The organism is Corynebacterium sp. HMSC074C05, assembly GCF_001838325.1.
Lineage (GTDB): Bacteria > Actinomycetota > Actinomycetes > Mycobacteriales > Mycobacteriaceae > Corynebacterium > Corynebacterium amycolatum.
On record NZ_KV836288.1, the window covers coordinates 36,245 to 49,276 of the forward strand.

Annotated in this window: 8 protein-coding genes; 4 read left to right on the forward strand and 4 right to left on the reverse strand. The window is 60.2% G+C overall.

Going from position 1 to position 13,032, the window contains the following annotated elements; all coding sequences use genetic code 11:
* Nucleotides 1-75 precede the first annotated feature (75 nt).
* Nucleotides 76-1,503, forward strand: coding sequence for an MFS transporter (locus HMPREF3042_RS04810; protein ID WP_070856275.1), 1,428 nt, complete (start codon nt 76-78; stop codon nt 1,501-1,503).
* Between the two features lie 29 nt (nt 1,504-1,532).
* Here HMPREF3042_RS04810 and HMPREF3042_RS04815 read toward each other — a convergent pair whose 3' ends face one another.
* From HMPREF3042_RS04815 to HMPREF3042_RS04825, 3 genes are all read right to left on the reverse strand, one after another.
* Complete coding sequence (locus tag HMPREF3042_RS04815; protein WP_070856277.1) at nt 1,533-3,755, reverse strand: hypothetical protein; 2,223 nt, start codon at nt 3,753-3,755, stop codon at nt 1,533-1,535.
* A gap of 98 nt (nt 3,756-3,853) precedes the next feature.
* A complete protein-coding gene (locus HMPREF3042_RS04820; RefSeq protein WP_070856279.1) occupies nt 3,854-7,036 on the reverse strand; it encodes a bifunctional [glutamine synthetase] adenylyltransferase/[glutamine synthetase]-adenylyl-L-tyrosine phosphorylase in 3,183 nt (1,060 codons plus the stop codon).
* 61 nt (nt 7,037-7,097) lie between these two features.
* On the reverse strand, nt 7,098-8,438 hold the full coding sequence (locus HMPREF3042_RS04825) for a glutamine synthetase family protein (RefSeq protein WP_005511085.1): 1,341 nt from the start codon (nt 8,436-8,438) through the stop codon (nt 7,098-7,100).
* Between the two features lie 140 nt (nt 8,439-8,578).
* Here HMPREF3042_RS04825 and panB point away from each other — a divergent pair, with 140 nt between their 5' ends.
* Together panB and HMPREF3042_RS04835 are read left to right on the forward strand one after the other, a co-directional pair.
* Complete coding sequence (panB, locus tag HMPREF3042_RS04830) at nt 8,579-9,388, forward strand: 3-methyl-2-oxobutanoate hydroxymethyltransferase (RefSeq protein ID WP_246822319.1); 810 nt, start codon at nt 8,579-8,581, stop codon at nt 9,386-9,388.
* A 159-nt stretch (nt 9,389-9,547) separates the two neighbouring features.
* Nucleotides 9,548-11,374 (forward strand): CYTH and CHAD domain-containing protein, encoded by a 1,827-nt coding sequence (locus HMPREF3042_RS04835; RefSeq protein ID WP_070856281.1) that lies wholly within the window; start codon nt 9,548-9,550, stop codon nt 11,372-11,374.
* A gap of 12 nt (nt 11,375-11,386) precedes the next feature.
* On the opposite strand, the gene HMPREF3042_RS04840 is transcribed toward HMPREF3042_RS04835, so the two are convergent.
* Nucleotides 11,387-11,590 (reverse strand): SPOR domain-containing protein, encoded by a 204-nt coding sequence (locus tag HMPREF3042_RS04840; protein WP_016423068.1) that lies wholly within the window; start codon nt 11,588-11,590, stop codon nt 11,387-11,389.
* A gap of 276 nt (nt 11,591-11,866) precedes the next feature.
* Between HMPREF3042_RS04840 and HMPREF3042_RS04845 the strand changes: the two genes are divergently transcribed.
* Nucleotides 11,867-13,030, forward strand: a complete 1,164-nt coding sequence (locus HMPREF3042_RS04845) for a galactokinase family protein (RefSeq protein WP_070600884.1) — start codon at nt 11,867-11,869, stop codon at nt 13,028-13,030.
* Nucleotides 13,031-13,032: the final 2 nt, after the last annotated feature.

Here is a 13,032-nt window from a genome sequence, read left to right on the forward strand (position 1 = left end):
TGCCGCGGGCATGATCGGGTCACATAGAACCCCGGTGCGACCCCACTTCAGGCCGGTTAGTTGATGGGGTCTACAATGTGGCGAGTGGTAAAACAGCGTAACGGTAAAGATCAGATTTCATCAACAGATCAGCCCGCCACCGCGGTGGCAAAGGACCCGCGCGAGCACGTCACTGGCCGCGCGATTGCCGTCTGGCTGGCGGCGCTGATTACCTACATCGTTGCCATCGTCGGCCGCACCTCCATGGGTGTCGCTGGCGTCGAGGCGCTCGATCGCTTCCATATCAACGCCTCCCAACTCGCGCTGTTCACCGCCGTGCAGGTTGGTGTCTACGCCCTGGCGCAGATTCCGACGGGCATTATCATCGACCGCGTCGGCGCCAAGAAAACCATGGTCGTGGGCGCACTGATCATGGCGCTGGGCCAGGTCATCATCGCGTTTACGACATCGTATCCGCTGGCTGTCATCGCTCGTGTATTCATCGGCGCCGGCGATGCCACCGCATTCCTCGGTGCTATGCGCCTGCTTCCCGCATGGTTCCCGCTGCGCGTCACTCCGCTGTTCACACAGCTCACGGCTGGTCTTGGCCAGCTCGGTCAGTTCATCTCTGCTGTCCCATTCCTCGCGATTCTGCACGCCGCAGGGTGGGTGCCCGCGTTCCTGTCGCTGAGCACCGCGGGTCTTCTCATCGCTATCATAGGCATGATCGCGCTTGCCGACGTCCCGGAGAACTCCTCCACAGCGAGGATGTCACTTCGTGAACGCCGCGCCGCCAAAAAGGCCGCGAAGACGGCTGCTGATGGCGGAGCCTCTGCCACAGCCGATGAGAAGCTGACAATCGGCCAGACGCTGAAGACTGTGACCACTCACCCGGTGTGCTGGCAGGGTTTCTTCACGCACTGGACTGGTTTGATGCATCAGTGCATCTTCACATTGCTGTGGGGCATGCCTCTGATGATGCTGGGTATGGGGCTTAAGCCCTCCGAGGCCAGTGTGGTGCTGGTCATTAACACGCTGTCAGTAATTATCGCCGGGCCGTTGATGGGCATGGTGTCGGCACGCACCGGCCGCGACCGCATCAAGGTTGTTGTCGCAATCGCGTTTATCAACATGGCCGTCTGGATTGTGTTCCTGGCACCGAGCAACCCACCAGCGTACTGGGCAATTATCGCCGTCAACATCCTCATGGCCGGTCTTGGTGCGATGTCCAACTTCGGCTTCGACTCAGTGCGCGAAGAGGTCGATCGCAAGGTACTCGCCACCGGCACTGGGCTGGCGAATATGGGCGGTTTTGTGGCAACCATGCTCGCCGCACAAGGTGTCGGCTTCCTGCTGGATATTGCAGCTCCCGATGGAAACTACACCTGGGAAACCTTCCGCATTGGCTGGTTGGCTGTCGTCGGTGTGTGGGTGATTGGTTTCGTTGGCCTGCTGGTCGCAAAGCGTGCGGCGGCACGCTTTGTCGCCCAGCAGAGCCGTTTTGAGCTGGAACCTACGGAGTAGGAACTACAGGAAGCCGAGAGACAGAGTGGTTAGAACAGCGAAAGCTGCTCTGGTCCTTCCAGCCCCTCCGAGTCGTCCGAGTCGTCTGAGTCCTCCGCTTGCTCAGAGGTGTCTGCGTGGCCGCTATCCGCCGTGCGTTCGCTGCCATCAGTCTGAGCACCATGGGAAACGCGCTCACCGGTGTCAGTTTCGGGGGCTGCGTTCTCCGGGACGTCGTCAAGCGAAGGCGTTGGTTCTACGGCCTCACGCTCATACATTTCCTGCAACTTCTCGGTCTTAGTAATGCGGACTAGCTCGGCGTAGATGACCAGCTTCATAGAACTATTGACCAGTGGCCCCAGCTGGGAAAACAGGACATCAACGTCACCGTCAACCGCGAGGCATGCGCGACGCAGGCTCTCCTCGGAAATAATCCAGCGGGAGGTTTCCGCGCAGGTTTCGCGGTCACCGATGAAGTCCAACGCGAGGGCAACCTGATTACTGGCGACGCCATCCAGTGTGGCAGCCAGACGCTCGTTAGGCGCGACATCCTTGAACAGGCGGGCAATCTGGACTGCCTCCGCCGTCGGCACCTGGCCAGCGGCATACTCAGCGATAAGTTCAGCGATACGCTGAGCGCCGACGTGCTGATCAGTCAGCCAAATGTCGTGCAAGGCATACATGATGGCCATGGCCTGCCACGAGGCGTGCCCATGGTAGAGAATGCCCAAGATGCCGGCCTGCTCCAGCAGCCAACCGACCATCGCGTCCCCATCGGCGCCGTTGCGAGCGCAGAGGTTGTCGACATTCCAAGCCATATGCCCTTCGACGCAGCAGCCATAGAACTTCTGGTCTTCCTCCAGCTGTGCGGCCAGCGACACTACTTCACGTGCGGCAAACGGGTAGCCGTAAGCAAGGGTGGCATGCGACAAATCATCGACACCCACCGTCACCCACGGAAACTCACCGTGCCACGGACCGCGACCAACGAGGAAGCCCGCCACGAGATACGCCCAACGGGTCGAGGCATCGGCGTTGTACCAGTACTGCAGTGCGCGCGGAGTCGGATGCCCGCTGTCAGCGTGAATTAGTCCCGCGTTGACCAGCATCTCCACAATCCAGGGCGCCGCGAAACCGCTCGCGCCTATTGATGCTGCAAAGTCCTGAATCCACAGCAGGCTCGATTCCTCATACATGTGCAACGGGTCCTTCAGGCGCCCGTCGCCGCTGCCCGCAGCATCCATAAACGCCGAAGCAAACGCCACCGCAGCCACAGAAGCTTCGGTCAACTCCTTTGACTCCAGCGTTGCCGGGAAAGACTCCGTCGGATGCGGCTTACGAATCGACCACATGTCGCCCTTGAGCGCCAACGCGACTGCGCCCACCAGGCGGGCAACCTCTGTCGGCCCGTTGTGTGCTTCCGCCTCTTGCTCGAATACCGGCATTGCCGGTTCTTCAACCACAGTCAGCAGCAGACGCTCTTCGGCCCATCGCACCGCGTCGGCACGCAGTTCGGACCACATGTAGGAGGGCAAGTATTTCTCGTCGGTTGCCATCCAACGCAGCTCATTGCGAATATCCACCGGCGCTGTCATCACCAGCGCCCGCACCTTCACCGGATCGCAGAGGAAGCCTGCAATTTGCTCCACCTGGCGAGCCTGCAAATTGCGCACCGTCAAATCGCTGGCGTTCAGAGCTCGCGGTGCGCCCTCTCCCCGCGCGCTATCCGGCTCCAGCCCCATGCGCTCCATACGGCGACTCAGCACATCCGCTGGCATATTCGCCACCAAGTCGGCGACGCGGAAGCTGAGACTCGGTTCCGCCGGGAACACCTCCGAAATATGTGGCGGCACATGCCACACGCCCGCCGGTTCCTCCCACACGAGCCCCTGGCGCTGGCCACGGCGTAGCACATGCTCAAGCTGTTGCTTGCCGACGCGACGACGTTTGCGGTCAACACCCTTCGGCGTATCGTGCGCCATCACGTCCGCATCCGATGCCCAATAGGCCACTTCTGCGAGGGTATCCAGCGATGCGGAATCCTCCAGAATATGAACTAAGTGAGCCACATCGAGAACATCGGGATCACAAAAAGACAGCGCCGTATGCGCTGAATCCTGTGACATCAGCAATTCCACCGCCTCTTGTCCAGCAGCTGAGGTGTCAGCTGCTGGACACGTGCGGCTCAATAAAAAACGCAGGTCAGTGCCATCGAGGTTGAGAATGAAATCCTCATACCTAGGGCGTACCGAGTAATCGACGTTGCGTTCCATAGCCCACCATTATGCCCGGTCGCCGTGCTAAGACAAAGGCTGCACCCCGCTGCCGCATAATGAGCCTCGCGGCAAGGTTCGGCAGACCTCTGCCCGGGCTACTCGTGGTCGGGGTTCTCCTCACCCCAAAACACGCGATTGACGACACGGCTGGAGTGGCGAGTCAGACGCAAATAGTGCTCAATAAAACCGTTGGAATCCGATGCATCCCATCCTGCCGCACCTGCGACCTGAGTCAGCTGACGTCCCGGCTGTGGCAGCTGGTCCGTGCGCTTACCACGCGTGAGCACCAGCGCATTACGAGCATTCGTCGCCATCAGCCAGGCATCCCGAAGTGCGTCGGTATCCTCCGCATCTAGAATCTCGCGATCTTTCAGCACTTCCAGACACTCCAGCGTCGAAGTGTTGTGCAACTCCGGCACTTCGTGGGCATGCAGCATGATTAGCAGCTGCACAGTCCATTCAATATCGGTCAGTGCGCCGGAACCGAGTTTGGTGTGGGTACGCCGATCAGCGCCGCGCGGCAGTCGCTCCGAATCAACACGCGCCTTCATACGGCGGACATCGCGAACCATCTTGGCATCAGCTCCGCCCTGTGGGTACCTCAGCGAATCGATGGCCTTGAGGAAGCGGGTGCCGAGGTCTTTATCGCCGGCTATCCAGGTAGCACGTAGCAGTGCCTGAATCTCCCAGGTTTCACCCCAGCGCTCGTAGTAGGTCACATAGGAATCCAGGGTCCTGACAATCGGGCCCGAGCGTCCTTCTGGACGCAGGTCCACATCGACCTCCAGTGGCGGATCTTGGCTTGGCTTTGCCAGCCGACGACGCAACGAGTCACAAATCCTGGTTGCCCACTTGACCACCTCGGAATCGTCGACAAGCGGCGTTCCTTCGGCATCCTTGCGAGGTTCACAGATAAACATCACGTCGGCATCGGAGCCGTAGCCCAGTTCAGCACCGCCAAGTCGCCCCATACCAATCACGGAGATAACGCCTGGGACCTCCGAGTCCGGATGCTCCAGCGACCACGCACGGATTTCGGCGGCGAGGGCAGCTTCAAGCACGTTGTCCCACACCATCGACAGAGAGTGACAGACCTCTTGCACATCCATCAGCCCGAAGAGATCCGCGGAGGCAATGCGCGCGAGCTCTGCACGGCGCAACGCACGTGCCACACCAATGGCCTTAGCTGGACTGTTGTGACGGGCAGCCGCTGCGACCAGCGCACGCCCGACGGCATCGGAGTCGGTATTCAGTAGCTTCGGCCCGGACGCACCGTCGCCGAACCGTTTAATTACGTCCGGCGCACTCATAATCAAATCAGACGCGTAGGGGGAAGAACCGAGCACGCGCATCAGCCGCTGACCGACGACGCCCTCATCGCGCAGCGTTCGCAGAAACCAGGTTTCGTCGTGGAGCTTCTCAGAGAGCTTGCGATAATTGAGCAGACCCGCATCGGGGTCTGGCGTCGACGATAGCCACTCCATCAGCGTCGGTAGGAGCATCGCCTGAATACGCGACTTGCGCGAGGTGCCTGCCGCCAGCGCAGAAAGATGCTCGTAGGCGCGATCCGGGTACTGATAGCCCAGCGCGGCCAGCTGGCGCTTTGCCGCATCGGCCGATAGCTGCAGGGTTCCAATGTCCTGCTCCACCACGGAGTTCAGCAGTGGACGGTAGAAAAGCTTGTTGTGCAGGGAGCGGATCTGCGAGCTGGCCAGTCGAACCTGCTTGGCCAGCGGTTTGCTGGCATCGGTGCCGCCCTCACCGACGAGGCCAGAGGCTCGACCGAGCCACTGAAGAGCTTCGGTGTCGTCCTCGGCGGGCAACAAATGCGTCCGTCGCATCTTCTGCATCTGCAGGCGGTGCTCTAACAGACGGATGAATTCGTAGGCGTTAATCAGCGCGGCACCGTCTTCGCGACCGATGTAGCCAGCCTCGACAAGTGCATCGAGTGCCATCACAGTTGGCAGCACGCGGAGGCTATCGTCATAGCGACCGTGGACCAACTGCAACAGCTGCACCGCGAACTCGACATCACGCAGACCACCGCGTCCAAGCTTGAGCTCTCGGTAGCGAAGCTCTTCGGGGACGTTTTGTACCACGCGGGCGCGCATGCGTTGAACGTCGTCGACGAAAGATTCTCGCTGAGAGGCCGTCCACACCATCGGGGCCAGAGCATCGATGTATTCGCGGCCCAGCTCGACATCGCCTGTCATCGGCCGCGCCTTCAATAATGCCTGGAACTCCCAGGTTTCAGCCCAACGCTTGTAGTAGGCGACGTGGGAATCCACGGTGCGTACGAGTGCACCCGACTTGCCCTCCGGGCGGAGATTCGCGTCGACCTCAAAGAAGCAGTGGCAAGAAATCCGGATAAATTCGCTGGCCAAGCGAGTAGCTCGCGCATCCGCCGGCTCTGCGACGAAAATGACATCCACATCGGAGATGTAGTTCAGCTCTTCCGCACCACACTTACCCATGGCGATTACGGCCAGGCGTGTTGAGACCGGTGCGGAAGGAAAGACCTGTTGAACAGCCACAGACAGTGCAGCCGTCAACGCTGCATCCGCCAAGTCACTGAGTGCCTCCGAAACCTGACGGAATGGGACTTGTGGCTGTCCAGGGCGGCGGGGACCCCGTGGGTACGTACCAGCCAAGTCGTGGCACGCAATACGCATAATCAAGTCGCGGTAGGCGCACTGCATCGCAACTTCGGCCTCACGACCGGTGAGCTTCGCACGGTACAAACCGGGGCCTTCAAGCGTGGCGGGCGCAACGACCGGCTTGCGGTACTCCGGATCCTCCTGCTTTTCCAGACTGGCCTCATCAGTGAGTTCGATGACCTCGGGCACAGCCCCAACGCTGGAGAGCATCTCGCGGAACATGTCTGCCTCAGTGGGAAGCTCAGCTTGGAGCAGAATCCACTTTTCTGGGTGCGCAACCAGGTGATCGCCCAGTGCACTCGATCCTCCGAGCAGCGCAAACATACGCGTACGCAGCGGAACCTGCTCACGCATGGCCTCATCGAGGCCAGACCAGGTGGCCCAGTTCTCCAGCTTTCCATCCTGCTCCAGCTCGTCGAGAGCGCCTTTAAGCCGCACTAGTGCCACGAGCGCCAGCTTGGGGTCGCTGGCTCCGGCAAGCCCCCACAACAGCTGTAGGGACTCCTCGTTGTACCACCCCAAATCTTCCAGGTCAGCGCGCGTCCGATCGTCGTTACGCAAGCCCAGCGCTGCGGGCCGCGGCACTGACTGGCGAGATGTGCGAGGTCGATTCATCACCATTGAAACTGGTCACCCAAAAAACAAAATAAAGACGAAAAAGGAAAGCAGCGATGCGGGGAAACTAATAATCCAGGGTTGTGCGCAGCTCCCACTGCGTCACCTGACGCTGGAACTCGCGCCACTCGCGCCACTTATTGAGCAGGAAGAACTCGTAGACATGGTCACCGAGAGCATCGGCCACCAAATCGGAGCGTTCCATCTCCTGCAGCGCCACCTCCAGGGACGTCGGCAAATCGCGGTAGCCCATCGCACGTCGTTCCCGCTTGGTCAACTCGGAGATGTTGTCCTCTGCCTGCTCCGGAAGCTGGTAGCCCTCCTTAATTCCCTTCAGGCCGGCGGCCAAAATCACCGAGTAAGCAAGATACGGGTTACAGGCCGAGTCCAAGGAACGAATTTCCACCCGGCGCGAATGTGCCTTACCCGGCGAGTACATGGGCACACGCACGAGAGCCGAGCGGTTGGCCATTCCCCAGGTCGCGGACGTCGGAGCCTCATCACCAAATGCGGTGCGCTTGTAGGAGTTGACCCACTGATTGGTCACAGCGGAAATCTCGCTGGCATGAGTCAGAATGCCGGCAATGAAACCCTTTGCGGTGTCGGAGAGCTGATTTTCATCATCCGGATCGTGGAATGCATTTGTGTCCCCTTCGAAGAGGGAAATATGCGTGTGCATGCCATTGCCCGGCAAGTCCTGGAAAGGTTTCGGCATGAATGTCGCCTGCACACCATTTTTCATTGCAATCTGCTTAATGATGTAGCGGAAAGACATCACGTTATCCGCCATAGTCAACGGATCGGCGTAGCGCAGATCGATTTCCTGCTGGCCCGGCGCGTTTTCGTGATGGGAGAACTCCACAGGGATTCCCATGTCTTCCAACACCGTGATCGCCTCTTGGCGAAAGCGGGGTGCGCGGTCGTAGACCGCCTGGTCAAAGTAACCGCCATTGTCCGTTGGCACCGGCGGCTTTCCATCAGTAGCCAGGCTCTCTACCAGGAAAAACTCAATCTCCGGGTGGATGAACGCGTGGAAGCCCTCGTCGGCAAGCGCCTTAATTTGGCGGCGCAGCACCTGGCGTGGATCTGCCCACGACGGCTGACCATCGGGCATGACGATGTCGCAGAACATGCGTGCGGACGTGATTGTGTCTTCTTTGTGCAGGCGTGGCATGACCTGGAACGTCGAGGGATCCGGTTGCGCGATAGTGTCGGCCTCGGAGACGCGGGAAAAGCCCTCTACCGCGGAGCCATCGAAACCGATGCCCTCTTCGAAGGAACCCTCGAGCTCAGCCGGTGCGACGGCAACGGACTTCAGGTACCCCAAAATGTCGGTAAACCACAGACGGATATAGCGGATATCTTGCTCTTCGATTGCGCGGAGGACGAATTCCTGCTGACTGTTCATACTTTCCAACGTTACCCAGGTGCCCGGATTCGCGGTACGCATTTTGACCATCCGGCGTGGCTAGCCAACTGCCACACCCGCGTCATAACTGCTGCCCTCGTGGTCTCGAATTGCGTGTGACTATGGCATGCTCTATTAGCATGAGCGGAAAAAAGATTCGTCTGAATAATCTGGCCGAATGGAAGGCTGAGTCTCGCCCCTGGGCAATGCTGACTTGCTACGACTACTCCCCCGCGCGCGCTTTTTCCGCCGCTGGTGTCGAGCTGCTACTGGTCGGCGACTCTGCAGCAAACGTCGTCTACGGCTACGACACCACCACCGAGATCACGCTGGAAGAAATGATTCCGCTTGCTCGCGGTGTCGTCCGAGGCGCTGGCAACGCACTTGTGGTTGCCGATTTACCCTTCGGCACTTACGAGGCCTCCGATGAGCAGGCCGTGCTGTCGGCCGCGAAGATGATGCGCGAAACCGGCGCACACATGATCAAGATCGAAGGTGGCGTGCGCATCGCTCCGCGCATCCGTGCGCTGGTCAACGCCGGCATTCCGGTCATGGCGCACATCGGTTTCACTCCGCAGTCCGTCAACGCGCTGTCCGGCTTCAAGGTACAGGGACGCGGTGCGGGGGCGGAACAGCTGCGTGCCGACGCCCACGCGGTAGCCGATGCTGGTGCCTCGGCCGTGGTCCTGGAAATGGTGCCTGCAGATTTGGCCACTGAGATTACCCGTGAGCTATCCATCCCAACCTGTGGCATTGGCGCTGGTAACCAGTGCGATGGCCAGGTTCTCGTCTGGCAAGATGCCTTTGCAGTTCCGGCCGATGGCCGCAGGCCGTCGTTTAGTTCGGTGTTCGAAGAGGTCGGCGAGATGCTGACCAAGGGAGCTAAGCAGTATGTCGACCAGGTGCACTCCCGCGAGTTCCCAACTGAGGCGCAGAACTTCTCGGGTTAACCGCCCTGGGGTGAGCCGTTTTTGGACTGGGCTTTCGCTTAAAGGCCCCGCCCAGCCCCCGTCTACGTCTAAGGGCACCGCCCAGTCCAGGCAATCAAATACGAAAACCAAACATCCGTAACTTAAGGGTTCTTCGATTCGGGGGTAGAATTGGTGCTTATGGCATCTAAGTCTGGTTCTAAGTCCAAAACTCCAACTGCGGCGTTGGAGGTGGAATCTAAGTTCTCAGCTACCCCAGAGGTGGTAGCCCCATCGTTCGATTTCGTTCCACAGGTTGGCTCCACCACCACTGAGGTGCGAAATCTCTCCGCGATTTATCTGGACACGGCGGACCTGCGTCTGACCCGGTCCAAGCACACCCTGCGTCGCCGCACCGGCGGCCCCGATGAGGGTTGGCATCTGAAGGCGCCGGGCAACGGCGGTCGCCTCGAATATGGCGTTGACCTGGAAGAGGGCTCTGTTAACGGTGAAGGCCGCGACGCCGACTACGTCGTGCCCACTGAGTTGCTTGCCCCTGTCCGCGCAATTGTTCGCAATCACCCGCTGCAACCAATCGCGCAGGTAGACAATGAGCGCCACGTCACCACGGTGTTTGCCCTCGATGGCACTCCCATGGCGGAGTTCGCGGATGACCACGTCACGGCGACTTCCTTCCTCGACGGCGGCGAAACCACCACCTGGCGCGAGTGGGAGATTGAGCTTCTGGGGGATTGGGCAGATCACCCGGACGGCAAGGCTGTAATGGCAGCGATGTCCAAGGTCGCTGAGGTAGCTGGCGCCGTGCCGTCGGAAAGCCCGTCGAAGTTGGCGACGGCGTTGGGTGCCTCCATCGACTCTGCTCCTCTACCGCCTGTTCCGGCGAAGCTGCCGAAGGGCACGCCGGGGCGCACCGTGGTCGATGCGCTGGCCGCTAACGTGGCCAAGATGGTCGAGTACGACCCGAAGGTACGCCGCGATGAGTTCGACTCGGTGCATCAGATGCGCGTCGCCACTCGTGAGCTGCGCAGTCACATGCAGACCTTCCACGGCATTGTCGTGGGCGATAAGGTCGCTGAGCTGGAGAGCAACCTCAAGCAGCTGGCGGGTGTTCTCGGTGTGGCCCGTGACGCAGAGGTCGTTGCTATGCGCTGGGAGGAGCTGCTGGCCAATCGCGAAAGCGCCACTATCGGCGAGGAGCTGCGTGCGAATCTCGTCGAGGATGTCCAGAAGGACTACGGCCGCGCTCATCAGCGAGTCATTTTCGCACTCAATTCCAGCGAGTACCTGCAACTTCTCGACGATCTCGATGAGTTCCTCGCCAACCCGCCAATCGCCGCAAACTCGGAAGAGGCCGAGGCTGGGGAAAAGAAGTCCAAGAAGAAGGATGCTTCGCTTGTCGACGACGCGGAAGCCGCAGTCTCCGAGGATGCTTCGGCAGCTGACTCCGAGGTCGCGGCTGAGACTGATACTGCTGCTGCCGCCGATGCAGCTGCTTCCACGACCTCAGACAAGGCCGAGCCGGAGAAGGTAAAGGCACCGAAGGAACTCGACACCACTGCGGTGCTGCTCGATCACTTGCGCAGCGCGTTTTCGAAGTTCCGTCGTCGCCACAACCTGGTACTCGATGGCCGAGAGGATGCTGACCTGCCAGAGGCAGATTTGGACGAGCGCTACCACGATGTCCGCAAGGCTGCGAAGAAGCTCCGCTACAGCGCGGAAGCTGCTCAGAACGCGGACCTGCCGACCGAGAAGCTCTACGCTGCCTGCAAGAACCTGCAGTCGGTTCTCGGTGACTTCCAGGACACCTGCACTGCGCGTGACTTCGTGTTGGCTCGTGCTAAGCGTGCCTCCCGTGCGGGCAGGGACACCTTCGGCTACGGCGTGCTTTACCAGATGGAGTACTACGACGGCCTGAAGGCCCTGGCTGAGTACGACGATGCCGTGGCAAAGGTTTTTAAGGCCTTCCGCAAGATGGAAAAGAAGATTAAGAAGGGCAAGAAGGCCTAAACGCGTAGAGCCTTATTTCTCAGCTACGCCCCAGTCATCATCTTCTTCATCCCAGTCGTCGGCCGCCTTGTTGCGCTCGGCGACTTTTTCCATGGCAGCGCGGGCTTCCTCTTCGGAATCATAAGGGCCCATTCGGTCGTCCCAACCGGTTTTCTTCCCCTGAAACACCGTGCCTGTCGACGGCTGGTAGTACCACTTACTGCTGTTGTCGCTCACGATTCTTCTCCTCTTCCACATCGAGAACATGTCCAGTTTTCAAGCGGTTGTGCCACCGCTAACTCCGCCCATAAGCAAGCTTGCAGAAAGGCAATCCTTTGCCTGCCATGTGCGCTGCGGCGACATAAAATCCCAGTATATAGGTTTGTCACTGTCCCCCGAGCCGGGTATTATCGACGGAATTGTTCACCTTAGAACACAAGCGCTGAATCCGAGCGCTGAATACAAACACTGCACACAAGCACTATGAGTCCAATCTCTGGAGAGGTTTCACCCATGCCCGCCGCACCCGCTGTCGTAAACGACGTCTTCGATGCCGTCGGTTCTAATGCTTCAGTTGCATACGCCCCGGGTTCCATCAACCTGTTGGGTGAGGACTGCGCCTCCTCCGGCGGCATGCTCCTAACCACCGCCATTCCAGCTTATGCCGCGGTCGGTATTGAAGAGATCGACGAACAGCAGCTCATTGTCGTGTACAAGCGCGAAACTACCAAGATGGACTTCCCGGACAGCGTCCCCGCCGCTTTTTCGCAGGTGCCGACCGCTGTCGCGGCTACCATCGTCGCATTGCAGCACTCGCTGCACCTCGTTCCGCGCAACAGCAATGGCCTGAAGGTCACCATTGCCTCCACTATCGCGCCAGGTCGCGGTTTTGGAGAGATTCCGGCAATTCAGTGTGCCCTCGCGCTGGCTCTCAATGCGCGTTTTGGCGACCGTGATGATGTACCTACCCGCACGCGTATTGCCACCGCTATCCACGAGACCATGGTGCAGGTAAAGGGCCAGTCGTGGCCGCTGTACCCCTACACCACGGCACTGCGCAGCCGCCCGGACAGTCTGCTGTGCATCAACCACTCCGACGAGGCAGTCACGCAGACGGCGTTGCCACAGTCGTTGGCGCTGACTATCGCTTACTCCCCGGATGTCACCGGCGGTTCGCCAGACGAAGAGCGCTACGAGTTCTTCCAGCAAGCCTGCGCTGCTTTCGGCGTGCCGACCCTCGCTAGCCTCCCCGACGCACAGGAGCGGGTCGCGGACTGGGTACGCGCTCGTCACGAGGTGCACCCGGACGACGAAGACATCCCCACCATCGGCCGCGCCATCCAGTGGCTTGACGACGCCGACGCATCCTCCGACCGCGCCCGCGCAGTCATCGGTCACATCCGGCACAGCGATATTCAAGCAGCCATCGCAGGGGTTTCGCGCGATGTCAGTGAGCGTGGCTCCGCGCCGTCGGCAAGCTCTGTACTGGGGCAGATTGCCGAGCTGACCGACACCATCGACTGTGAGAAGAGTGCCCGTTGCGCGCCGTGCCCGGGCGCGTCGCTGGTGATGTGGTCCCACGTCGACGACGCCAATCGGATTGCCTCCGCGCTTAACGACGGCGGTTCCGAGACCATCCGCGTGGAGAACACTTCTGCCGGCGCGGTGGTCGAGTAAAA

Coding starts and splice junctions, on each gene's coding strand:
- HMPREF3042_RS04810 (WP_070856275.1), top strand. CDS start 76: ATGTGGCGAGTGGTAAAACAGCGTAACGGTAAAGATCAGATTTCATCA.
- HMPREF3042_RS04815 (WP_070856277.1), bottom strand. CDS start 3,755: ATGGAACGCAACGTCGATTACTCGGTACGCCCTAGGTATGAGGATTTC.
- HMPREF3042_RS04820 (WP_070856279.1), bottom strand. CDS start 7,036: ATGGTGATGAATCGACCTCGCACATCTCGCCAGTCAGTGCCGCGGCCC.
- HMPREF3042_RS04825 (WP_005511085.1), bottom strand. CDS start 8,438: ATGAACAGTCAGCAGGAATTCGTCCTCCGCGCAATCGAAGAGCAAGAT.
- panB (WP_246822319.1), top strand. CDS start 8,579: ATGAGCGGAAAAAAGATTCGTCTGAATAATCTGGCCGAATGGAAGGCT.
- HMPREF3042_RS04835 (WP_070856281.1), top strand. CDS start 9,548: ATGGCATCTAAGTCTGGTTCTAAGTCCAAAACTCCAACTGCGGCGTTG.
- HMPREF3042_RS04845 (WP_070600884.1), top strand. CDS start 11,867: ATGCCCGCCGCACCCGCTGTCGTAAACGACGTCTTCGATGCCGTCGGT.